The following is a 24535-nucleotide window of genomic DNA, read 5'->3' on the forward strand; positions in this document are numbered from 1 at the left end:
ATATGACGATCATTCTTTGTCTTCCTTGGAAGACTTACGAACGATCCTGTCATCGTCATCATCAAAATCGTAATCATCATCCCAATCATCATCAAAATCATCATCATACACAGGTGTAAGATAACGATATACCATGAATGCGATGCAGGCAACGGCTGAGATAGCACCGATGATAGCCAGTACCCACAGCACAGCCTTTAAACCCTTGTCTTCCTTTTCAGGTTTTTTGTTCAGTAGTTCGTTGAGCTTACCAAGTTCTAATACTTCATCCAGCTTTGATTTCATCTCCATAAGAACCCCTTTCACTGTAGTATCTGACAATCGCTGATATAAAACGCCGGCGTCTTATCCAGTTTGCCTTCTTAAATATCATTTTACCACAAGTCTGGATTAGAGACCATGTTTCTGATAGTAGGGATTATTATATTTTTTGTAATTTTGCAAAGGCAGCGAACATGATCTTCTGGCCCACTTCATCAAAATCCACAGTGACCTTATAATCCCTGGCTCCGTCTTCAATGTTAAGGACCGTACCCACGCCGTATTTCACATGTTTGACTCTGTCGCCAATAATATAATCGGGCTTTGACGCTTGAGGCATGCCCTTGGACAGAGATGACATGCTCTTGGATGCAGTCTTGTGACTGGCACTTGCTCTTGCGATATACGGCAGATCGGGAGCTTTTCTGGATGAGATGGCACTCCTGCCCGTCCTGGCCTTTGGCCTTCCTGTACCTGCAGGTCCGTATATACTGCTGCCCGGCACATGATCTATCTTCTCCGAAGATCTCTCATTGGCATTGGTCTTGTATGCACCAGGTCTGCCATAGCTGTCTCTTCTGACCCTGTTGTCATAGGAAGAGCTGCTAAGGCCAGAGCTTACAGCGCCTGCACGGGGCCTGGAATCTCTTGATGTCCTGCCTTCTCCTATTACCGGTCTGTCTTCATCATAGTCATAGAAGAAGTCGTCGTCGTCATCCACTGTATCCCCATCCTCAAAGAGGAATGAAGCCTTGCCGCTAAAGGTCCCGTCTATAAGCTCCTCGGGGATCTCTTCAACAAAGCGGCTCACATCCAGACTTTCAAAGGAGCCTCTCACCATACGCCTGTGAGCACAGCTAAGTGTCAGATGCTTCTTGGCTCTTGTGATACCCACATAAGCCAGACGCCTCTCTTCTTCCATAGCCATGGGATCAGATTCTGCAGATCCTATAGTCATAAAACCGGGGAAAGTACCATCTTCCATTCCGGCTATATACACATCTTCAAACTCCAGTCCCTTGGCAGAATGCAGTGTCATCAGCACAACTCTCTCATCGTCCTCATTTACACTGTCAACATCTGCGACAAGAGCTACCTCCTCCAGGAATCCGGAGAGACTTGGGTCCTCAGCCTGCTTTTCATAGCTGATGACCTTGCCCATAAGTTCGCTTACGTTGGCTCTTCTGTCATTGTCGCCGCTACCGTCTTCCTCTTCGGCATCAAGAGCCCTGAGGTATTCATCATAGCCTGTGGTATCTATAATCTCCGTCAACAGTTCTTCTATGGACATGGTCTTCATCTTGGTCCTGAAGGCCATGATCATGAGATCAAATTCATGGAGCTTCTCAGCAGCCTTGCCCCCAAGAAACTCTCCTGCCAGTGACAATGCGTCAAAGAATCCTATTCCATTACTGTCAGCATAGTCCTGTATCTTGTTGATACTGGCCGCTCCTATACCTCTCTTGGGAACATTGATGATCCTCCTGACAGCAAGGTCATCTCTTCCGTTATCTATGGTTTTGAGATAGGCAAGGAGGTCCTTGATCTCACGTCTGGCATAGAAGTTGGTTCCTCCCACCAGGTTGTAGGGGATACCATACATTACCATACGCTCTTCCAAAAGTCTGGACTGGGCATTGGTCCTGTAGAGTACCGCTGTTTCATTATAGCTGAGCTTACCCTCGCGCTTTTTGGTGAAGATATCATTGGCTATATAATCTGCCTCTTCAGGAGCCTGATCAAACTCCATAAAGTGTATCTTCTCGCCCTCTCCCTCATCTGTCCACAGAGCCTTTTCTTTACGTCCCCTGTTATTCCTGATCACGTTATTTGCGGCATCAAGGATGGTCTGAGTAGAGCGGTAATTCTGCTCCAGCTTGATAACTGTAGCATCCGGATAATTCTTTTCAAAATCCAGGATATTTCTGATATTGGCACCCCTGAACCTGTAGATGGACTGATCATCGTCACCTACCACACAGAGATTTCTGTATTTTCCGGCCAGAAGAGCTATAAGCTCAAACTGGGCGGTATTGGTATCCTGATACTCATCCACCATGATATAGCGGAAACGCTCTCTGTAGGATTCCAGTACCTCTTCATCCTTCCTAAAGAGCATTACAGTATTCATGATCAGATCATCAAAATCCATGGCATTGTTCTTTTTAAGAGCTGCCTGATACTCTATGTATGCCTTGGATATCCTGCTCTTAATATAATCATTACCGGCTGCAAGTGAGTATTCTTCGGGGCTTACCAGGTTATCCTTGCAGGTCGAGATCTTGCTCTGGATCTGTCTGAGCTTCAGATCTCTGGTCTCCAGTTCAAATCGCTTGCATATATCCTTGAGCAACGCCTTGGAATCATCACTGTCATAGATAGTGAAATTATTTCCATAGCCTATCCTGTCTGCATAGCGCCTTAGTATCCTGACACAGCTTGAATGGAAGGTGCTGACCCAGATACTCTCTGAGCCAAAGCCCACTATCTTGTCTACCCTTTCTCTCATCTCGCCTGCAGCTTTATTGGTAAAGGTGATAGCCATGATATTCCATGGATTCACACCGCATTCATCTATCAGATATGCTGTTCTATGGGTCAATACCCTGGTCTTGCCGGATCCGGCGCCTGCCAGGATCAGGACCGGTCCCTCGGTCTGCAGAACGGCCCTCTTCTGCTCACTGTTTAATGTATCGTATATACTCATATATTTCCTTTTATTTCATCTATTACTTTTTCTATTATCAGTTTCTTGATATAAACATCCAGAGATAGCATTGCCAGGAAGGAGAAAACCTCCATCTCGTTTTTGACAGGCTCCTTAGCATCCTTAAACTTCTCTGATGCCATCCTGTATTTGCGAAGGATATCCTCCTTGAGTGGTCCAAACTCAGCACTGCCCATTTCAAAAATATCCGTATATATTTCCGACAGGGTCATCCCCTCGGTATCGCTTACATGAAAACGCTCCTTAAGAGGCTCAAGGAGAGTCTGCACATCATTGATGGTCAGAAGAGATTTGAAATAATAAATAAAGATCAGCAGTATCACATGGTCCTTGCTGTATTTCTTTCTAATAGGAGGAGGCAGCAGATCGTTCTTGGCATAGTTATTGATCATGGTCTTGGTCAATATCTTGTCCTGACCGGGATTCCTGCTGGTACCTGACAAATGCTTGTCCATGAAAGTGGTCAGCTGATCCATATACAGCTCTATATTGGGTATATCTTCTATCTTTACGGAACTCAGATCTCCTATCTCATCCATTATCCTTTCGATCAGTTCCTTGTTATCTACCATCATCACTTAGGCCTTTCGCTCTTTGACTTTTACTGCCTTGTTCCTCATTTCAACTGCATTATCCCTGACTGCTTCGGTCATATCACCTGATCCCAGCATCCTGCCCAGCTCTGTGATACTCTCTTCCTGAGTCAGCTTCCTGATGCGACTGATAGTCCTGCCGCCGTCCAGTCCCTTCTCGATCAGGAAATGATCATCATACATGGCAGCGATCTGCGGGAGATGAGTGATACAGATTATCTGGTGACTTCCTGCGAGCTGTCCCAGCTTCTCAGATACCTTCCAGGCGGTAATGCCGCTGATACCGGTATCTATCTCATCAAATATAACAGATGCAATATCATCATGATCTGCCATTACAGTCTTGAGAGCCAGCATTACTCGTGAAAGCTCGCCGCCACTGGCAATGTCACCCAGGGGACGCAGTGCTTCTCCCGGATTGGTGGATATCATATACTCTGCTTCATCGTATCCACCATTTCCTATGCGCTTCTCATCGGGTCTGATCTGTATCTCAAACCTTACATCCAAAAAGTTCAGATCTGTCAGAGCCTTTATCAGCTTATCAGCCAGCTCTTTTGCGCAGTTCTTTCTGATAGCAGATATTTTCATGCACAGCTCCAGTGCCTTGGCATATGCGCTATCCATCTCATCCTTGATAGCTGCCCGCTCTTCCTCCAGATTAGATAGTATATCCAGCTCCTTTTGCTTCTCGTCTGCATAAGAGAGGATATCTTCTATGCTGCGTCCATACTTGTCCTTGAGGCGATTGATCAAATTGAGCCTCTCCTCGACCTCTTCGTACTCTCTGTCATCAAATTCCATATCAGAGAGATAATCGGACATGCTCCTTCTAAAATCAGACAGCAGGCTGTCAAGCTCCATGAGCTGGTCATAGAGACCCTTGGCATCATCATCAATTCCGCTTACAGACGACAGGTCAGAGAGCGCCTTAGCTATCAGGTCAGCAGCTCCTGCATTATCAGCAAAAAGAGACTGCTCAGCGCCGTCAAGAGCCTCAGTGATCTTCATACTGCCGGACATCTTCCTGTATCTGTTCTCCAGCTCCTCGTCTTCGCCTTCTCTTAGATCTGCACCGGTGATCTCTTCAAGCTCATAGGATGCAAGGTCTGCCTCCCTCTTTCTGGCAGCCTCGTCCATATCTGTGGCCTCATAGCGCTTCTTTAGCATCTCATAGCCGCTCCAGACATCTCCCAGCTCCTTTTTGAGGCTTCCAAGACTCTCACCACAGTATTTATCCAGGATTTCCAGCTGTTTGGTCCGTGAGAGAAGGGACTGATGTTCATTTTGTCCATGGATATTGATCAGCAGCTCTCCCAGGCTCCTAAGCTGGGCCAGAGTAACACTCTCGCCTCCCACCTTGCAAATATTCCTGCCGGGAAGTATCTTACGCGACAAAAGGACCGTCCCGTCTTCTGAGACAGGCAGGTCCATATCCTTGATCCTGGAAAGTGTCACCGGATCGTCTACAAAGAATGTAAGCTCTATCAGGGCATACTCTGCCCCTGATCTGATCATATCTTTGTCAGCCCGGCCTCCCAATGCCAGATTCACCGAACCGATGATCACTGACTTACCCGCACCGGTCTCACCGGTGAGGATATTCAGCCCTTCCCCAAATTCTATTTCCTGTTCACTTATAAGTGCCAGGTCCTTTACATGCAGTGTGTATAACATTCCCTTTTTTTCAGTCCGCGGTCATCTCCATGATCTGACTTATAACGCGAACCGCTCCCTCCTTTGATCTGATTGCTGCAAAAATAGTATCGTCTCCGGCTATACATCCCAGTACATCCGGAATATGCAAGGCATCCACCGCTGCAGCCACAGCCATAGCCATGCCTGATACAGTCTTGATGACAAGAAGGTTATCTGCGCATTCCATTGACACATAACCACTTCTGAGTACCTGTATATATTTGCTTTGAAGCTGTTCATCAGCCGTATCAGTAACGCAATATTTCTGTCTTCCGCTGTTGCCCTGTATCTTGGTCAGACGCAGATCCCTGATATCCCTTGATACAGTCGCCTGGGTAACGTCGTAGCCTTCGCTGCGAAGGAGATCCGCCAGCTGCTCCTGGGTCTCAACTTCCTGTTTGCCTATGATCTCTATTATCTTAGCATGTCTGTTCTTTTTCACTGTGCGCCTCCGATTTGGATTATTAGTTCAGCTTCTGATTAAGGATTTCCAAAAAGCTGACCCTGTTCATTCTGATCATTTGTACGGACATCCGGGACCTGTAAATCTCCAGCCTGTCACCGGTTTCCATGGAAGCACCAAGACGGCCGTCTATGCTGGCCTCTGCTTCCTGCCTGGAGCTGGCTTTGCCGCTTCCAAGCTCTATCATGACCTTGTCTGAACCTGACAGGACTATGGATCTGTTACTGAGTGTATGGGGACATATAGGTGTCAGCAGGATAATGGAACTGCCCGGTTCCACAATAGGACCGCCTGCAGACATATTATAGCCGGTAGAGCCTGTGGGAGTGGATATGATGACACCGTCTCCTGAATAAGTAGTCAGGAATTTGTCATTAACATACACATTCAGACTGATAGTCTGCATGATACCCTTGCGGGTAATGACTATATCATTTAAGGCATCAAAATGCCTCTCCTCACCGTATAGCGGTTTTCCTGAGAGCATCATCCTCTCTTCTACGCTGTAATCACCTGCCAGGAGCTTGTCCAGGGCATCGGTGATCTTATCTCTGCCTATCTCTGCAAGGTATCCAAGAGTACCCAGATTGATGCCCAGGATAGGAATCCCCCTATCCTTGACATTGGCTGCCGCCTGGAGCACAGTACCATCCCCTCCAAGGACTATGCAGCAGTCTACATTATCCGGCATATCAGTTATGTAATACATATTATCTGACTTGCTTCCGCTGCAGGGCAGAGGATCTTTAAAGGATGCTACAATTGCCTCCTTACCTCGCTCCCTCAGGTAATTGCAGACCATCCCTGTTACTTCCAGATCTTTATCTTTGCTTTGATTGGTAAAAATCAGAAATCTATTCATAACCCTTCCTACAGTCACGTTAAGTCTCTTATTCTCCAAACTCCTCGTGAGCTGCTCCTATGGTATCTGATATAAGTTTAGTCATATCGGCACGTGTAGAAATGCCTTCTTTATTGTCTCTAAGCTTCCTTAGCATCAAAAGAGCCTGTGCTTCATCAGGAAGTGATGCAAAAGCTCCTTCTTTTTTCTCCAGATAGAGAAGATATTCGATATTGCCCTCGGGTCCTCTTATGGGAGAATAGCTAAGCCCCAGGATATCAAAGCCCGCTATGGGAGTGAAATCCACGATCATGGATACTACTTCCTCATGGACCTTCCTGTCTCTGACTACTCCCTTCTTGCCAACCTTATCTCTACCGGCTTCAAACTGAGGTTTGATCAGGACTACCATCCTGCCGTGATCTCTAAGCAGTCTGCAGGCAGGGATCAGTATCTTGGTAAGAGAGATAAAGGATACATCACAGGACGCAAAATCTATATCCTCTGTGATGTCTTCTTTGGTAAGATATCTGAAATTGGTCTTCTCCATGCAGACTACCCGCTCATCACTTCTGAGCTTCCAGTCCAGCTGGCCATGGCCCACATCTACTGAATAGACCTTGGCAGCTCCGTTCTGGAGCATACAGTCTGTAAAGCCTCCGGTGGAGGCACCTATATCAAGACAGGTATAGCCATCGAACGACAGCTCAAAGACCCTTACTGCCTTATCCAGCTTCAAGCCTCCCCTGCTGACAAAAGGCAATGTCTCCCCTTTGATCTCAATATTCTCGATCTTGTCTTCCGCAAAAGAGCTTCCGGGCTTATCTTCCCTCTGCCCATTTATAAACACATTACCGGCCATTATCAATGCTCTGGCCTTTTCTCTGGAATTTGCCAGTCCTCTCTGAGTAAGGAGGACGTCCAGTCTGATCTTAGCCACGTTCTCCCTCCATCATATAGCACTCAATGATGCGATCCGCCATGGAATCGGGATCCAGTCCCAGCATAGCATTTAGTTCATCCGGACTACCATGGGTAACAAACTCATCAGGAATGCCAAGGTTCAGTATCCTGCCCTTATAGCCAGCACCGTCCAGACATGATCTTACCCTCTCTCCAAAACCGCCGGAGAGTACGTTTTCTTCCATAGTCACGATGACACTGTGGGAAGCTGATGCCCTGATAAGGTATTCCTCGTCCAAGGGCTTTACAAACCTGGCGTTGATAAGAGAGCAGTTGATACCCTTTTGCTTGATGATATTCCTAACTGCAACAGCACTCTTTACCATGCTACCTATTGCAACTATCAGTACATCCTCTTCTTCAAATATAGGTTCCGCCTTGCCTGCCTCAACAGGAGCTCTCCAGTCTACAAGTCCTGCATAGGCCTCGCCTCTGGGATACCTGATGGCCACAGGGCAGTCCTGTTCCACAGCAAATTTCAGCATATCTGAGAGCTCCCACTTGTTCTTGGGAGCCATGATCATCATACCGGGCATTGAAGAGAGATAGGACAGGTCAAATATACCCTGATGGGTCTCGCCGTCTGCACCTACCAGGCCCGCTCTGTCTATGGCAAATACCACAGGAAGCTTCTGAAGACATACATCCTCGATGATCTGGTCGTAAGCTCTCTGCAAAAATGTGGAATAAACTGCAAATACAGGTCTCATGCCTCCTGCAGCAAGTCCCGCAGCAAAGGTAACGGCATGTTCTTCTGATATTCCCACATCAAAGAACCTGTCAGGATACATATTCCTAAATCTCTTAAGTCCTGTTCCGTCTGCCATGGCAGCGGTAATAGCACAGACTTTAGGATTCCGCTCACCCATTTTGCACATGACTGTAGAGAAGATATCCTGATAAGCTGCAGTCTTTCTGTGATGAGCAGGGATACCCGTCTCAATCTCGTAGGGCTCTGCTCCGTGGAATCTGGAAGGATGCTTTTCCGCAGGCTCATATCCCTTACCCTTCTTGGTAATGACATGTATCATGACAGCCTTCTTGACCTTCCTGGCCTCTCTGAGCTCGTGCTCAAGGAGCTTCTCATTATGGCCGTCCACAGGTCCCAGATATGTGATTCCCAGATTCTCAAAGAGCATTCCGGGTACAAAGAACTGCTTAAAATTATTCTTCACATGACGAATAGTCTCGATCACACGGGTCTGGCCTTCAAGCTTGTTATAAACATCAGCCTTAAGATTCAGATATCCGTCTGCTGTACGTATCATGCCCAGATACTTGGACATGCCGCCTATAGACTCCGAAATAGACATGTTATTGTCATTCAGGATAATGATAAAATTGGTCTCAAGCTTGGCAGCATTATTAAGGGCTTCATATGCCATACCGCCGGTCAGAGCACCGTCACCGATGACAGATACAACAGTATAGTCCTCGCCTGAAAGGTCTCTTGCCTTAACCATTCCCAGACCAGCAGATATAGAATTTGAGCTGTGTCCTGTATCAAAACAGTCTGTATCTGATTCTGATTTCTTGGGAAAACCCGAAAGACCGCCAAACTTCCTGAGCCTGTCAAAGCCCTCTTTTCTGCCTGTCAGGATCTTGTGTGTATAGCACTGATGTCCCACATCCCAAATGATCTTGTCTTTTGGCAGATCCAGTACCCTGTGCATTGCAAGGGTCAGTTCAACGGTTCCCAGATTGGACGCAAGATGACCACCCGTCACACTCAGCTTGTTAATGAGAAAATCTCTGATCTCCTGAGCCAGGGCGGGTATATCTTTTTGATTTATTTTTTTGACATCACCGGTCTTATTGATCTTATCAAGTAACAATGGCATTTTTATCCTTTATATGACGAAACGGATAAGATATGTCCGTCTCTATCAGTATTCTCTATGAATGAGCCATGTGATCAGTTCGCTCATAAAGTCATCATCTGACTGAGTCTGCTGACCAAGTTCATCAAGCAGGTCCATGGCCTCTTCTGACAGTCTCTCTACCTCTTCCCTTGCTGCATCCAGTCCATGGATGGTAACATAGGTGGTCTTGCCGTTTCTGGCATCGGAGCCTACGGTCTTACCCAGCTTTCCAGAATCTCCTTCAATGTCAAGGATATCGTCCTGGATCTGGAAGGCCAGACCAAGATTACTGCCTATCTGCTCCATCTTGTGTACTTCAGCTGCTCCTGCACCTGCAAGTATGGCTCCGATCATAAGAGCAGATTCGATCATGGCTCCTGTCTTGTTCTCATGAATAAAGATAATATCCTCAGCAGTTACATCGGTCCTGTTCTCGGCCTCTATATCTGCGCATTGGCCTCCTACCATGCCATAGATCCCGGCCTTCTCAGCCAGTATCTGCATAGCAGCAATGTATCTGCTGGATATGCTTCCATCATATTCGGGAAGCTCAGTCATTTCAGGAAAAGCATTCAGAACAGTCTCATATGCAAGATTGAGCAGACCATCACCTGCAATGGTTGCCATTCCTGCGCCGTAAACGGCATGAGTAGTTTTATGACCTCTGCGCTCTGTATCATTGTCCAGAGCAGGCAGATCGTCGTGAACCAGAGAATAGGTATGGATCATCTCTATGGCAGCCATAAACGGCCCGATGACCATCTCATTCCTTCCCCCAAAGAAGCTGTAGGCCTCTCTCATGAGCAGAGGACGAAGCCTCTTACCTCCTACTGACACGCTGTAGTTCATAGCCTCTATCACCTTCTTCTGAAGGCCTTCCTCCTTGGGAAGATAATTGGTTATGATACGATTTGCGTCTTCTGTTTTCTCACTCTTTCTAATGTCAAAACTACTGTCGTCGCCTGCTGGCATCTCATTCCTCCGTTTCAATCTCTGTTTGTGATCTTTCTTTACTCGATATCATCAAGTTCGGTGAGATCACCGTTTTCTTCTATAACCAGTGCCTCTTTCTCTACTCTGTCGATCTGTTCACCGGCAGCCTTCAGAAGTTCCATGCCTTCTTTGTACTTGCGGAAAGAGTCCTCCAGGGAAATATCTTCCTCCTGGAGTGCACTTATAGTCTCTTCTACTTTTTCAAAAATATCTTCAATCGAGATATTCTCTTCTTTCTTCTTTCTTCCGGCCATATATCCTCTTTCTTGCTGGAGATAGCTATTATAACGCCTTATAACTACAGGTCCTCATCTGCAGCAGGAACTATAGAGCTGATCCCTGCCTTGATACTGCCATCGGTCACATGGATAGTGATCTGGTCTCCAACATTGACTTCCTTGATAGACCTGACATTCCTGCCATTAACGTCTTCCACATAGGAGAAGCCGCTCTTTAACCTGTCAAGCGGCGACAAGCCCTTCATCTGCTCTATAAGGACGTCCAGTCTCCTGCCTGTGACCAGGAGTTTTTGTTTCCAGAGCATAGTGAGGCGATTCTCCAGATCCACGCTTCTCATCCTTCTGTCCCTGATCCTGCCGGATGGTGATAATGCCATGAGCATCCTGGTCAGCTCTCTGAGCTCGTGCCTTGAGGAGGTGATCTTACGCTCCAGGCTTCCCATAAGGATGTTCATATAATCCTCCATATCTGCCATCAGCCTGTCATATTCATAAACGCAAAGCTCTGCAGCTGCTGATGGAGTAGGCGCTCTAAGATCGGCCACATAATCTGCTATGGTTGTATCAGTTTCATGGCCCACAGCAGATACTACGGGAACAGGACAATCAAAGATGGCATGAGCCACAATCTCTTCATTAAAAGCCCAAAGGTCCTCAATGGAGCCTCCGCCCCTTCCTGCAATGATCACATCCACTCCCATGTCCGCCAGAGTCCTTATACCCATGGCCACTGACTCCGCAGCTCCATCTCCCTGTACAAGCGCAGGGTACAGGATAATCTGCACATAAGGATTACGCCTCCTTGTGATATTTATGATATCCCGTATAGCTGCGCCGGTAGGAGCTGTGACAACTCCCAAAGTCCTGATATATTTGGGGATGGGACGCTTGTACTCCTGTTCAAACATCCCGGATTCCTTAAGCTCTTTTTTAAGAGCTTCAAACTTCTCATAGAGCGCTCCTGCGCCGTCCTGCCTGATAGTCCTGGCATAGAGCTGATAAGACCCGCCTTTGACATATACATCAACAGATCCTGTCACAACAACCTGCATGCCCTCCTTCAGCACAAAGGAAAGTCCGCCTCTATTGCCTTTGAACATCACACAGTTGATCACTCCCTCATGATCCTTGAGAGTGAAATAGATATGACCTGAACTGTGATATTTGCAGCCACTGATCTCTCCTTTTACACCAATCCGTTGAAGGAGAAAATCCTGCTGCATCATATCCTTGATATATTGATTTACCTGTCCTACGGTATATAGATTCTTAGACAAATTTCGCCAGAACTCCGTTTACAAAGGCCGGAGAACCATCCTGGCCGTACTTCTTGGCCAGCTCCACAGCCTCGTTGATAGCTACGCTACTGGGAATATCATCATCAAAGCATATCTCAAAAACTGCCAGTCTGATGATAGTAAGCTCCACCTTGCCCATACGCTCGGTGTCCCAGCCCTTGGTCTTCTCGTTGATCATCTTGTCGATCTTGGCAAGCTTCTCAGCAACCTTCTCATATCTGCCCATAACAAGGTCAGCTTCAGCTTCGCTGAGTCTCACCTTATCGGAGGTCATAAAGAGATCGTCGGATTCAGGCAGATCTCTGCTAAAGAGATCCTCCTGCTCGGGCATCTCAGACATATCATTAAACTCTACACGGAACAGCAGCTTGAAAACCTGCTCTCTTACTACACTTCTCTTCATACTTATCCTTCTACACAATTACAATCATTACATACAAGCTCTGATCATGTTATGAAACAATCCTTAAATCCATGACAGAATCAGTCGTGATCAATTGGATACTGTAATACCTGAGATGCTGACATCAACATCTGTTACATTCAGACCTGTCATGCTCTCAATAGTAGACTTAACACGGGTCTGAACCTTTTGGCTGGTAGCCTGAATATTAAAACCATATCCCATGATCAGTGCCAGCTCAGCCTTTATCTCTCTGCCCTGTATATGAACACGTACAGACTTGGCCAGCTTCCTGTATCCCGCTTTTAATATGCTGTCAGAACTAATGCCGCCCTGAAGGGAAGAAACGCCGGGTGTCTCAAGAGCTGCCAGAGCTGCGATCACAGCCAGTACATCATTGGCAATCTTGACTGTTCCTATATCAGGATTCTCTTTCACTTCAAAGCTGCTGTTCTTCTCATTCTTAGCCATAGTTATCCCCATTCCGGAGGCACTGCCTCCTATATAAGATTCACAATCTCATAACACATAGATTAAATGCCTTTATTATGAAATCCACACATAAGGATCAATAATTCAGACCTTCATACATTATACATTATTGATGAATATAATTCCATCATGCATCAATTCTTCTTAAATTCAGATAATATCAGGCCTTTGTTCCTCTTGAGGGTCATATCCACGCTCCATTCATTGATGAACAGCAGTAGTGGTCTGCCACTCATATCCTTGATCTTCTTCATGTCAGAGGTGCCTTCAATCTTGGTCATATCTGTATCTGAATCTACCCATCTGATATATTCATAAGGGAGATTATCAAGCATAATATCCACAGAATATTCATTTTTCAAACGGAATTTGAGAACATCAAACTGCAGTACACCTACTACTCCCACGATGATCTCTTCAAGTCCGGAATTGAATTCCTGGAAGATCTGTATAGCACCTTCCTGCGCAATCTGCTCAATACCCTTTACGAACTGCTTTCTCTTCATGGTATCCACCTGACGTACCCTTGCAAAGTGCTCGGGTGCAAAAGTAGGGATACCCTCGTATTTCACATTATCCTTGGGCATGCATACAGTGTCACCTATGGAGAATACACCGGGATCAAAGACACCGATGATATCTCCGGCATAAGCCTCTGAGAGGATCTTTCTCTCATCAGCCATAAGCTGCTGAGGCTGAGAAAGCCTGAAGGTCCTGCCTGACTGGATATGCTTGATCTCCTTGTCAGCTTCGTACTTGCCGGAGCATATTCTCATAAATGCGATCCTGTCTCTGTGCTTGGAATTCATATTAGCCTGGATCTTAAATACAAAAGCTGAGAAATCATGCTCTACAGGATCGATCACTTCACCGCCTGATACTCGTCCCGTGGGCAGTGTGGCCATCTGAAGAAAATGATGCAGGAATATCTCTATACCAAAATTCTGCAGCGCTGAACCGAAAAATACTGGAGTCAGCTCACCTGCACGTACCTTTTCAAGGTCAAATTCCGCTCCGGCTCCGTCCAAAAGCTCAATCTCATTTTCCAGCTCTACTAAAGCTTCATCTCCAATCTGAGCTTCAATGGCTTTGACATCATCAATGCTGATGTATTTCTCCTCGCCTTCCTTGGTACCCTTTTCAGTTCCGGAGAAGGTTACAAGATCTTTTTCTTTTCTCTCATAGATTCCCTTAAAGTTCTTGCCTGAGCCAACAGGCCAGTTAACAGGGCATGTCTCGATACCTAGGTTATTCTCTATATCCTCCATAAGTTCAAAGGTATCCTTGGCATCTCTGTCTAGCTTGTTGATAAATGTAAAGATCGGAATATGCCTCATCCTGCAGACCTTAAAGAGCTTTCTTGTCTGAGCCTCAACACCCTTACTGGCATCTATGACCATGACAGCTGAATCAGCAGCCATAAGTGTTCTGTATGTATCCTCTGAGAAATCCTGGTGACCGGGGGTATCAAGTATGTTTATACAATGGTCCTCAAAGTTAAACTGTAAAGCAGAAGATGTAACAGAGATACCTCTTTGCTTCTCTATCTCCATCCAGTCAGAAACGGCATGCTTGGATGTAGCCTTACCCTTGACGCTGCCTGCCTGATTGATGACTCCGCCGTAGAGCAGGAACTTCTCGGTAAGTGTGGTCTTACCTGCATCAGGGTGAGATATGATGGCAAAAGTACGTCTCTTTGAAATCTCCTGTGCTGTATTCTTGTCTTTCATAACCGTAAACCTTTCAATACTAAAACCTTTAGATCAAAGGCATGGTAAAATCCATCACCCGGCCAATAATCCATTTTGCATAGAAAAGCCGGTATGTGTTTCATACCGGCTATTTGATAACATCATTAGAAGACCATATCCTTATTGGAAAATGGTCTTCTCATTAAATTGTCAGTTCTGAGCTACATCCTTCATAGAGAAGCTGATCCTGCCCATACGGTCCTTGCCGAGGCATACTACTGTTACTTCGTCGCCCAGTGTGAGGATGTCTTCAACATGATCGATCCTCTCCTTGGATATCTTGGAAATGTGTACCATCCCTTCCTTACCGGGAGCGAACTCTACAAATGCACCAAATTCCTTGATGGATACAACCTTGCCCTTGAAGATCTGGCCTTTCTCGAACTCAGTGATGATGATCTTGATCATCTCCTGAGCCTTCTCAAGCATATCCTTATCTTCGCCGCAGATTGAAACCTGTCCATCATCTGTAATATCGATCTTAACGCCTGTACGAGCGATGATCTCGTTGATTGTCTTACCACGCTGTCCTACAACATCACCGATCTTATCAACAGGGATCTCCATAGATACGATCTTGGGAGCGTACTTGGATACTTCCTTACGAGGCTCAGCGATAGCATCGTGCATAACGCCGTCCATGATGAACTCACGAGCCTGTCTGCAGCGTGCGATAGCGCCCTCTACGATCTCTCTTGTAAGACCATGGATCTTGATATCCATCTGGATAGCTGTGATACCCTTCTTTGTGCCTGTAACCTTAAAGTCCATATCTCCAAAGAAGTCTTCAAGACCCTGAATATCTGTGAGAAGTACGAAATCCTCATCCTTGTCGCCTGTTACCAGACCGCAGCTGATACCTGCAACGGGTGCCTTAAGAGGAACACCTGCAGCCATCAGAGCCATACATGATGCACATGTAGAAGCCATGGATGTAGATCCGTTAGACTCAAATGTCTCAGATACAGCACGGATAGCATAAGGGAACTCTTCTACAGAAGGCATAACTGCAAGGAGTGCTCTCTCTGCCAGTGCGCCGTGACCGATCTCTCGTCTTCCGGGACCTCTGGATACCTTGGTCTCACCTACAGAGTATGCAGGGAAATTGTACTGGTGGATATATCTCTTGCTGGTAACATTAGGATCAAGGTTCTCGATCTTCTGAGCCTCTGAAAGAGGAGCCAATGTTACGATATCGCAGATCTGTGTCTGACCTCTTGTAAACATAGCAGAGCCATGTACTCTGGGAATCAGATCGATCTCAGCTGCAAGAGGTCTGATCTCTGTTATCTCACGTCCATCAGGTCTCTTGTGATCCTTGAGGATCATCTTACGAACAGTCTTCTTCTCGTACTGATATACAGCATCAGCAACGAAAGCCTTCCATTCTTCATTCTCTGCAAATCTGGGATCTGCAAGGACTCTCTCCGTAACATCGTCCATGTTCTTATCCCTGGTCTGCTTATCATCTGTAAATACCAGTGTCTCCATTTCTTCAGGAGCTACGATAGTCTTTATAGCTTCGAAGATCTCTTCCGGAACTGCAGCGGATACATAAGGCTGCTTTTCCTTGCCTATATCAGCAACAATGGAATTGATGAAAGCTACTACCTGCTTATTGACAGCATCAGCCTGGTAGATGTAATTTATCATGTCTGCCTCAGGAATTTCCTTTGCTCCTGCCTCGATCATGATAACCTTCTCTGCAGTAGAAGCAACTGTCAGCTTCATATCGCCGTTATCCCACTGCTCCTGCGAAGGGTTAACGATAACCTGTCCATCTACAAGACCCAGCTGTGTAGCTGCGCAAGGGCCATCCCAGGGGATATCAGAGATAGCTACAGCGATAGAAGAACCGATCATAGCCAGCAGCTCAGGTCTGCACTGAGGATCTACTGCCATCACCATGTTCTCAACTGTAACATCATTTCTCATATCCTTAGGGAAGAGAGGACGCATAGGACGATCGATCATACGATCTGTAAGGATAGCGTTCTCGGAGGGCTTAGCTTCACGCTTGTTAAATCCGCCCGGGAACTTACCTACAGCATAAAATTTCTCGCTGAACTCAATGTTAAGAGGGAAAAAATCAACACCGTCACGAGGTGCCTTAGCTTCTGTAGCTGTGCACAGAAGTGTTGTGTCTCCGTACTGGATGAATGCACATCCGTTAGCCTGCTTACCGACTTTTCCGATCTCAACCTTAAGAGTACGGCCGGCCAGTTCCATTGTGTAAGTCTTTACCATTTTTACCTGTCTTTCTCCTGCTCATCCGCAATCCCCGTTTTCCAGAGGCGCGTGTGCAGGTTTTCTTCACCTGTGTTCTTATTGTTATTATATGATGCATGTCCCATAAGGAGCGTGACCTCTGCATGGAACAATCTTCCAAAATAATAATTCTCCTAAACAGTAATAAGCGGGGGCACCATAGCACAGTTCCCCCGCCAGATTTGAAACAGATTACTTTCTAAGACCAAGCTCGCCGATCAGCTTACGGTATCTCTCGATATCCTTCTTCTTAAGGTAACCAAGAAGGTTACGTCTCTGACCTACCATCTTAAGAAGACCTCTTCTTGAGTGGTGATCCTTGGGATTCTTGTCAAGGTGAGCATTCAGCTCAGCAATTCTCTCTGTAAGAACTGCTACCTGTACTTCCGGTGAACCTGTGTCGCCGGGCTTTACAGCATACTTGTTGATGATCTCAGTTTTCTTCTCTTTTGTAATCATTTTCTTCTCCTTTTGTGCAAGACGCCATTACATAGCCCGGGTCGGAGGGCCGCGAACAATGTAAAGGTCATTTCGTTAACATGCCTTATCATGACATAGTCAAAGACAAGACAGCAGATTTAATGTAACACATATAACGTTTCTTGTAAAGAGCTTTATCTCTAGCTTAAGAGATCGTGACAGATTAACAGGCTTACTTTTAGCCGATGCCCTCCAGTCTGTCCCTGTTGTGATGGAATATCCTGCCGCTTTCTATATCCAGGCTCATTCGCTCCTTGAGCTCTGCTATGTCCTTAAAACGCATCTCAGGTCTTCTAAAGCTCATTATGGAAATGTAAGCTTCCTTGTCATAGAGATCACCCGAGAAGTCATATAGATAGGTCTCCGAGACTATGCTCTTTTCATCTGTAACAGTAGGCTTGACGCCGATATTGGTCATACCCCTTAGTACTCTCTCACCTATCCTGACCCTGCTGTAATATACACCATTTGGCGGCAGGAGTTTGCCTGCAGGTGGTATAACATTGATAGTAGGTATGCCAATGGTCCTGCCAAGAGCTCTTCCGTGAGTGACCCTGCCGCTTATAGTATAATAGGCTCCCAGATACTGAGCAGCTTCTTCCATCCTGCCCTCTGTGATAGCCTCCCTGATCAGGCTGGAGCTGATCTCTATACCGTTCTCTTCCACTTTGTCTATAAAATCCGTCTCAATAGAGAGCTCAGGACATAGCTTTTCAAGAAGTCTGTAATCACCTTTGCCGCCCTGGCCAAAGGATATATCCCTGCCTGCGACTATAAAAGCTGCCCCTATATTGTCTTTGAGATATTTCCTGACAAAGAGCTCAGGTTCTGTGGCTGCAGTATCCTCATTTAGCGGAAATTCTATAAGGACATCTATGCCATATTCCTCAAACCAGCACCTCTTCTCCTCTTTGGTGGAAAGAGAGGCTATCTCCCTCCCGGCAAAGAAAGATGCTGGAGAAGGATCAAAGGTAAATACTACAGTCTTCATCCCTCTTCTTTTCTGACAGAGCAGATCCTCCAAAAGCTTTCTGTGGCCTTTATGTATACCATCAAATTTGCCTATCGCAACAGCGCAAGGGCCCTCTATATGAAAATCGCTGCTATTCTCAATAATGATCATCCGTCATATAATCCTTTTGAAATTCTATTTTGAATTATAGAGAAACTTATCTACTCTGAAATTACCGGTCTTGGAGTTATATCTGTAGATGCCCACAAAATCCCCAAGATCATCATATACCCTGACTCTGCTGCCATCCTCATACATATCAGCCTTGTCAGTATGATCACCTGCATTAAGTGGTTCTTCATCTGCAATATCTCTTATCTTAAAGGGATTACCGTTTAAGAGTCCCTTCCTGGCGCCTTCTCTGATATGTACCACATCCAGATCCCTGAAGAAGTCCTCAATAGGAAGGATAGCCGTATCCAGCTCCCCCGCATCTCTAAGCTCTTCTACCCTGGAGAGAGGAATTGCAGTATCCAGATGAAAGCTTCCCACAGCAGTCCTGGTCAGATGTGCCATAGCAGCGCCGCAGCCCAGTCTCTCGCCTATATCATTGCATAATGTCCTGATATAGGTTCCCTTACTGCATCTGACTTCCATGGTAAACTCATGGTCAGACTCCAATTTGGACATATCCAGAATAGTAATGGAATCGATATTGACAAGCCTTGCCTTACGTTCTACTTCCACGCCTTCTCTTGCCAGCTCGTAGAGCTTCCTGCCCCCCACCTTGAGAGCAGAGTACATAGGAGGCATCTGTTCATAAGGGCCTACAAAAGCCGCTGCCGCAGCCATTACCTCCTCTGCAGAGGGAATCGCGCCCTCCCATTTTGAAAGGATATTACCTGACATATCCTGGGTATCTGTTGTAAGTCCCAGTCTGCATACTGCTATATATTCCTTGGTATGGTCTGTGAGCTCCTCTACAAGAGAGGTCCCAGATCCAAGGCAGCACACCAGCACACCCACCGCATCGGGATCCAGAGTGCCTGTATGGCCAATCTTTCTCATTTTCAGGATACCCCTGAGCTTTGCGACAACATCATTGGATGTAAAGCCGGGTTCCTTATATATATTTATCAGTCCGTTATAATTATTGTTCATGAGAATCCTTGTTATCTATTATCTGTGTCATAAACATGCAAATTCCAAACACCAATCCCTGCCATTATCAGAGCCGGCGCTGTAAAAAAGCCGCAGGATCAATCCTGGCGGCTTTTAATAATCTGGTCTGTTATCTTGGCTATTATCTCTTCACTTGTACCTTCCAAAGTGATCCCTGCGGCTCTGGAATGTCCGCCGCCGCCGAATTCCTGGGCTACATGGGCAACGTTGACCTTACCGCCGCTCCTAAGGGATACCTTGAACTTATTATCATCCAGCTGGTGAAGATATATTGCAGCCTCCACACCTGTAGTAAGCTGAAGCTGACTAACTATGCCTTCCACATCACCCGATGAAGCATTGTATTCATTAAGGACTCCAAAATCAGTGACTGAGATCACGATCCTGCCCTCATCTACAAGCCATGAATCAAGCAGCGCTTTGCCCAGTATCTTGTTCTGAACGTAAGTCTTCTCGTAGAATACATGATCTATAAGCTCATCAAACTTAAAGCCATAGGCTATAAGCTTGGCTCCTATCTCCATAGTTGCAGGTGATGTGTTGGAATACTTGAATACACCGGTATCGGAAATAATGCCTGTATAGAGAGCCATGGCTATATCCTTATCGATCCTCTCCTCATCCATAAGGCCGTATACCAGCTCACAGGTACTGGAAGCTTCGGGGAATATATAATTCCAGCTTCCATCACCCTTATTGGACAAATGATGATCGATATTGATCCTGACCGGAGATGCATCAAACAAGGCCTCTGCATGGGAAGTCCTGTCTTTCCCTGTATCCAGCACTATGAATGCATCATAGGCGGCCAGATCAGTCTTAAAATCAGACCTGATCAGGTCACTTCCTTTGATGAAATCATAGATATCCGGGATCTCTTCAAGGAAAACGTCTACTCTGGCATCCGGATAGGATTTGATCAGATACTGGTACATAGCCAGACATGATCCTATACAGTCACCATCAGGACGTACATGACCTGTAATTCCTATACTATGGGCATTTCCAATAACGTCATCAATCTTCATCAGCATCCTCAATAACTTCTTCAGTCTCACCGCGCTCTCTTCGAGCTTCGTCATCCTTAGCAGTTACTTCGTCAATCTTTCGGGTCATATCTATGGCGTATTCAATGGAATCATCCATTATAAAGCGAAGTTCAGGAGTATTCCTAAGATTGATCTCCCTTGCCAGGGTACTGCGTATATAGCCGCTGGCACTCTGGAGACCCTTCATAGTCTCCTCCCTGTCTTCATCATTGCCCAGTACGCTGACCCAGACCTTACATGTCTTCAGGTCCGGAGCAACTTCAACATCCATAACGGATGTCATAGGGCTGATCCTGGGGTCCTTGGAGAATCTTATAGCTTCTGCAATGACCCTCATGACTTCGCCGTTTACTCTGCTACTTTTTATACTGTTTTTTCTCATTATTGTCTCGGTACCTCAATCATAACATATGCTTCAATGTTATCGCCAACATTCATCTGATCGAAGCCGTCAAATACCAGACCACACTCGTAGCCTTCTCTGACTTCCTTAACATCATCCTTAAATCTCTTGAGAGACTTCAGATCGCCTTCAAATACAAGATCTTCGCCTCTTCTGATACGTACCTTGCAGCCCTTCTGGATAGTACCGTCCAGGATGAAGGAACCGGCAATGTTACCAATAGCGGATGCCTTGAATATCTGACGAACCTCAGCATGTCCCGTGATCTTCTCTTCATATACAGGAGCAAGCATACCCTTAAGAGCGGCTTCAACATCATCAATAGCCTGGTAGATAACCTTGTACAGCTTGATCTCTACGCCTTCATGCTCAGCCATAGACTTGGCCATAGCATCGGGACGAACATCGAAGCCGATAATGATGGCATTGGATGCAGAAGCAAGAGATACATCAGACTCTGTGATGGCACCAACACCGCCATGGATGATCTTAACGATAACTTCGTCATTGGACAACTTGGTAAGTGAAGTCTTCAATGCTTCTACAGAACCCTGTACATCTGCCTTGATAATAATATCCAGCTCTTTGAGCTTACCTTCTTCAATCTTGCTATAGAGATCATCCAGAGACATCTTGGCCTTGGTCTCTTCAATAAGCTCTTTCTTGTGCTGCTGCTGATAGATGCCTGCATACTGCTTGGCTTCCTTATCGGAATCATGAGCAATAAATACTTCGCCCGCATTAGGTACATCGCTAAGACCAAGGATCTCTACAGGATGTGAAGGTCCAGCTTCTTTGACTCTTCTGCCCTTGTCATCAGACATCGCGCGAACACGTCCTGAGCTTGCGCCCGCAGAGATGAAATCTCCTACATGGAGAGTACCCTTCTGTACCAGGATATTGGCTACAGGTCCTCTTCCCTTATCAAGCTTAGCCTCCAGCACGATACCTCTGGCATTACGGTTGGCATTGGCCTTGAGCTCCAGGATATCAGCTGTCAGGATGATAGTCTCAAGGAGAGTGTCAATTCCCTCTCCTGTCTTGGCAGATACAGGAACAAACTCTGTAGATCCACCCCAATCAGTAGAGATTAGGCCATACTCTGTAAGCTCCTGCTTTACTCTGTCAACATTTGCACCGGGCTTATCAATCTTGTTGACAGCTACTATCATTTCAATATTAGCTGCCTTGGCATGATTGATAGCTTCCACTGTCTGAGGCATTACACCGTCATCAGCAGCTACAACCAGCACTGCGATATCTGTAGAGTTTGCACCTCTCATACGCATTGCAGTGAAGGCTTCATGTCCGGGTGTATCCAGGAAGGTGATCGGACGATCCTGAACAGATACCATATAAGCACCGATCCTCTGAGTGATACCACCTGCCTCTTTCTCTGTCACAGAGGAATCACGGATCTTATCCAGAAGTGATGTCTTACCATGGTCAACGTGACCCATTACGCAGACAACAGGAGGTCTGGATGTAAGTGTCTCTTCCTTGTCATCATCTTCCTTAAGAAGCTCTTCGATAACATCAATCTGTTCTTCCTTCTCACAGATGATCTCATAATCGATAGCTATATTCTCTGCCTCTTCATAGCTAAGGTCAGTATTAAGTGTTACGATCTGTCCTGCCAAGAAGAGCTTCTTGATGATAGCAGAAGGCTGCATCTTCATCTTCTCTGCCAGTTCCTTGATAGTAAGGTGATCGGGAATAGTGATGGTCTTGATCTGCTCTTCAATCACTTCTTCCTTCTTCACTTCAGGCTTTCTGAATCTTCCTGCCTTCTGATTACGTGTAAGATTCTCTTCTGCTTCGTAATCCTTCTTGGACTTCTTGTCCTTATCAATTCTCTTATCTGAATGTCTGTTGGTCTTTTCAGTGGGAGCGGGAGCTGCTGCAAATGCAGGTGTATTCCTACTCTGAGCAGGTCCTCTTCCCTGACCCTGACCAAAGCTGCGCCCCTGAGAAGGACCTCTTCTGTCTCCTCTGTCATTCCTGTCGCCATTACCATTTCTGTCGTTTCTGTCATTCCTGAAACCACCCTGGCGAGAGTCGTTTCTATCATTTCTGAAACCACCCTGGCGGGGATCATTACGGTCATTTCTAAAGCCGCCCTGACGAGAGTCATTCCTGTCTCCTGAGCGCTGGCCCTGTCTCTGATCCTGTGAAGGACGAGGTTTCCTCTCTGTATTTGCAGCTGCGGCTATATTTCTGTTATCCTGCTCAGCCTGCGGCTTCTTCTCAGGTCTGGTCTCAGGAGTCTTAGGAGCTGCTGCCATAGCGGGCTTTTCAGTAACCTCAGGCTTTACGCTCTCATTTGTAACTACTGCTGTCTTTTCAGGAGCTGCAGCTGCCTTTTCCTTTACTTCTTCTGCCTTCTTAACAGGCGTAGTCACAGGAGTGGTCTTTCTGATATTAGACTCATACTCCAGCTGTGAAGGTGCTGTAAGAGGCTTGATGGGACGATAAGCGTTCTGGCTACTGGTAAAGGAATTGTTCCTTCCTGCACCTGGACGCTGGTTTCTTCCAGGCTGATTATGAGCCGGCCTGTTGTCGTTTCTGGGCTGTCTTCTGTCGCTGGAAACTGCGTTCTGTTTGTAACCGCCCTGATTGCTGACGATTATGATCTTTTTCTTCTTCTTTACCGGTGCGTTTTCGCTTGTAACTGTATCCTTCGTTTCTGACTCCTTTGAAGCCGCTGATGGCTTCTCCTTCTTTTCCTTGTCGGCCTTGGCATCCTTTGCCTCAGCGGCATCTGCAGATGCTTTCTCGACCTTTACTGCTTTATCCTTATTGTCTGCTTCAGATGAAGCGGACTTTGCTGCTGCAAAATGCTTCCTTGCCTTCTGGGCATCTTCTTCTTCCACAGAACTTGTAGAACGCTTTGCAGCTTCGACTCCCATCTCCTGCAGGTAGCTTACTACTTCCTTATTTTCCAATCCAAGCTCCTTTGCAAGTTCGGATATCTTAATTTTCGCCATTCGTCTCTCCTCCGTCCTGTTTCAGAATCTGTAGCTTATCTTTAAGTCCCTTGGCCATTCCGGCATCTGTGATAGCCAGTGATGACCTCTCGGATTTACCGATAGCCCGCCCCAGCGATACCTTGTCTCCAAAATACAGCAAAGGCACTTTATATGTCTTACATTTGTTCTCAAATTCTTTTCTGGTATTGCCTGAAGCATCCTCACTGATAATGACCAGTCTGGCTCTCCCTGAAGTAACTTTCTCAAGCACTCCTGTTTCTCCCGAAATGAGCTTACCCGCTTTCATGCACAGCCCCAGAAAAGAGTACACCTTATCTTTGTCTGTCATCTTTCCTTCAGCTCCTTTTCAAGGCTGGCGATAAGATCGTCAGATGGACTCATCTTAAATGCTCTCTGAAAGCCGTGATTCTTGGTTGCCTTTTGGAGGCAGGCCGGATCGGGGCAGATATAAGCTCCTCTACCACTGGCTTTGCCGGTTATATCAGCTTCTATAGTGCCTTCAGGAGTGCGGATGATGCGCAAGAGTTCTTTCTTGGGCTTCATCTCGCCGCAACCTATGCACTGTCTCATAGGAATCTTTTTTATCATTCAATCTCCGGATTATGTCTATTCTCAGGTCAAGAAAT

Annotated in this window: 23 protein-coding genes; all 23 read right to left on the reverse strand. The window is 46.2% G+C overall.

Going from position 1 to position 24535, the window contains the following annotated elements; translation table 11 throughout:
* Positions 1 to 9: 9 nt before the first annotated feature.
* Entirely contained in the window at positions 10 to 291 is a 282-nt protein-coding gene (locus tag G636_RS0107925; RefSeq protein ID WP_026507602.1) for a hypothetical protein, read from the reverse strand.
* A gap of 130 nt (positions 292 to 421) precedes the next feature.
* Positions 422 to 2968 carry an ATP-dependent helicase gene (locus G636_RS0107930; RefSeq protein ID WP_026507603.1) on the reverse strand — a complete coding sequence of 849 codons (2547 nt, stop codon included), beginning with the start codon at positions 2966 to 2968 and terminating at the stop codon, positions 422 to 424.
* Positions 2965 to 3564 (reverse strand): DUF1836 domain-containing protein, encoded by a 600-nt coding sequence (locus G636_RS0107935; RefSeq protein ID WP_026507604.1) that lies wholly within the window; start codon positions 3562 to 3564, stop codon positions 2965 to 2967. The genes G636_RS0107930 and G636_RS0107935 overlap by 4 nt, the downstream gene beginning before the upstream one ends.
* A gap of 3 nt (positions 3565 to 3567) precedes the next feature.
* Entirely contained in the window at positions 3568 to 5259 is a 1692-nt protein-coding gene (recN, locus tag G636_RS0107940) for a DNA repair protein RecN (RefSeq protein WP_026507605.1), read from the reverse strand.
* Positions 5260 to 5269: 10 nt separating this feature from the next.
* Entirely contained in the window at positions 5270 to 5722 is a 453-nt protein-coding gene (gene argR, locus G636_RS0107945) for an arginine repressor (protein ID WP_026507606.1), read from the reverse strand.
* 22 nt (positions 5723 to 5744) lie between these two features.
* Positions 5745 to 6605 carry an NAD(+)/NADH kinase gene (locus G636_RS0107950; RefSeq protein WP_026507607.1) on the reverse strand — a complete coding sequence of 287 codons (861 nt, stop codon included), beginning with the start codon at positions 6603 to 6605 and terminating at the stop codon, positions 5745 to 5747.
* 28 nt (positions 6606 to 6633) lie between these two features.
* On the reverse strand, positions 6634 to 7524 hold the full coding sequence (locus G636_RS0107955; protein ID WP_026507608.1) for a TlyA family RNA methyltransferase: 891 nt from the start codon (positions 7522 to 7524) through the stop codon (positions 6634 to 6636).
* The gene (gene dxs, locus G636_RS0107960; RefSeq protein WP_026507609.1) at positions 7517 to 9382 is read right to left on the reverse strand and encodes a 1-deoxy-D-xylulose-5-phosphate synthase; all 1866 of its coding nucleotides are present in this window, start codon (positions 9380 to 9382) and stop codon (positions 7517 to 7519) included. The genes G636_RS0107955 and dxs overlap by 8 nt, the downstream gene beginning before the upstream one ends.
* A 51-nt stretch (positions 9383 to 9433) precedes the next feature.
* Positions 9434 to 10381 (reverse strand): polyprenyl synthetase family protein, encoded by a 948-nt coding sequence (locus G636_RS0107965; protein WP_035779217.1) that lies wholly within the window; start codon positions 10379 to 10381, stop codon positions 9434 to 9436.
* Between the two features lie 38 nt (positions 10382 to 10419).
* Complete coding sequence (xseB, locus tag G636_RS0107970; protein WP_026507611.1) at positions 10420 to 10656, reverse strand: exodeoxyribonuclease VII small subunit; 237 nt, start codon at positions 10654 to 10656, stop codon at positions 10420 to 10422.
* 44 nt (positions 10657 to 10700) lie between these two features.
* Positions 10701 to 11918 carry an exodeoxyribonuclease VII large subunit gene (gene xseA / locus G636_RS0107975; RefSeq protein WP_026507612.1) on the reverse strand — a complete coding sequence of 406 codons (1218 nt, stop codon included), beginning with the start codon at positions 11916 to 11918 and terminating at the stop codon, positions 10701 to 10703.
* On the reverse strand, positions 11911 to 12342 hold the full coding sequence (gene nusB / locus G636_RS0107980) for a transcription antitermination factor NusB (RefSeq protein WP_026507613.1): 432 nt from the start codon (positions 12340 to 12342) through the stop codon (positions 11911 to 11913). Before nusB ends, xseA begins: the two co-directional genes overlap by 8 nt.
* Before the next feature lie 90 nt (positions 12343 to 12432).
* Complete coding sequence (locus G636_RS0107985) at positions 12433 to 12813, reverse strand: Asp23/Gls24 family envelope stress response protein (protein WP_026507614.1); 381 nt, start codon at positions 12811 to 12813, stop codon at positions 12433 to 12435.
* Between the two features lie 155 nt (positions 12814 to 12968).
* On the reverse strand, positions 12969 to 14564 hold the full coding sequence (locus tag G636_RS0107990; protein WP_026507615.1) for a peptide chain release factor 3: 1596 nt from the start codon (positions 14562 to 14564) through the stop codon (positions 12969 to 12971).
* A 171-nt stretch (positions 14565 to 14735) separates the two neighbouring features.
* Positions 14736 to 16832 (reverse strand): polyribonucleotide nucleotidyltransferase, encoded by a 2097-nt coding sequence (locus tag G636_RS0107995; protein ID WP_026507616.1) that lies wholly within the window; start codon positions 16830 to 16832, stop codon positions 14736 to 14738.
* A 213-nt stretch (positions 16833 to 17045) separates the two neighbouring features.
* Positions 17046 to 17312 carry a 30S ribosomal protein S15 gene (gene rpsO, locus G636_RS0108005; RefSeq protein WP_026507617.1) on the reverse strand — a complete coding sequence of 89 codons (267 nt, stop codon included), beginning with the start codon at positions 17310 to 17312 and terminating at the stop codon, positions 17046 to 17048.
* Positions 17313 to 17511: 199 nt separating this feature from the next.
* A complete protein-coding gene (gene ribF, locus G636_RS0108010; RefSeq protein ID WP_026507618.1) occupies positions 17512 to 18456 on the reverse strand; it encodes a riboflavin biosynthesis protein RibF in 945 nt (314 codons plus the stop codon).
* Between the two features lie 24 nt (positions 18457 to 18480).
* Positions 18481 to 19446, reverse strand: a complete 966-nt coding sequence (gene truB / locus G636_RS0108015; protein ID WP_035779218.1) for a tRNA pseudouridine(55) synthase TruB — start codon at positions 19444 to 19446, stop codon at positions 18481 to 18483.
* Positions 19447 to 19544: 98 nt separating this feature from the next.
* Entirely contained in the window at positions 19545 to 20495 is a 951-nt protein-coding gene (locus G636_RS0108020) for a DHH family phosphoesterase (RefSeq protein WP_026507620.1), read from the reverse strand.
* On the reverse strand, positions 20485 to 20898 hold the full coding sequence (gene rbfA, locus G636_RS0108025) for a 30S ribosome-binding factor RbfA (RefSeq protein ID WP_026507621.1): 414 nt from the start codon (positions 20896 to 20898) through the stop codon (positions 20485 to 20487). The genes G636_RS0108020 and rbfA overlap by 11 nt, the downstream gene beginning before the upstream one ends.
* Positions 20898 to 23906 carry a translation initiation factor IF-2 gene (gene infB, locus G636_RS0108030; RefSeq protein ID WP_081668326.1) on the reverse strand — a complete coding sequence of 1003 codons (3009 nt, stop codon included), beginning with the start codon at positions 23904 to 23906 and terminating at the stop codon, positions 20898 to 20900. The genes rbfA and infB overlap by 1 nt, the downstream gene beginning before the upstream one ends.
* Complete coding sequence (locus G636_RS0108035; protein WP_026507623.1) at positions 23893 to 24237, reverse strand: L7Ae/L30e/S12e/Gadd45 family ribosomal protein; 345 nt, start codon at positions 24235 to 24237, stop codon at positions 23893 to 23895. Before G636_RS0108035 ends, infB begins: the two co-directional genes overlap by 14 nt.
* On the reverse strand, positions 24234 to 24497 hold the full coding sequence (gene rnpM / locus G636_RS0108040) for an RNase P modulator RnpM (protein ID WP_026507624.1): 264 nt from the start codon (positions 24495 to 24497) through the stop codon (positions 24234 to 24236). Before rnpM ends, G636_RS0108035 begins: the two co-directional genes overlap by 4 nt.
* Positions 24498 to 24535: the final 38 nt, after the last annotated feature.

Origin of the sequence: Butyrivibrio sp. MC2013 (assembly GCF_000424585.1) — a bacterium.
In the GTDB taxonomy this organism is placed as follows: Bacteria; Bacillota; Clostridia; order Lachnospirales; family Lachnospiraceae; genus Butyrivibrio.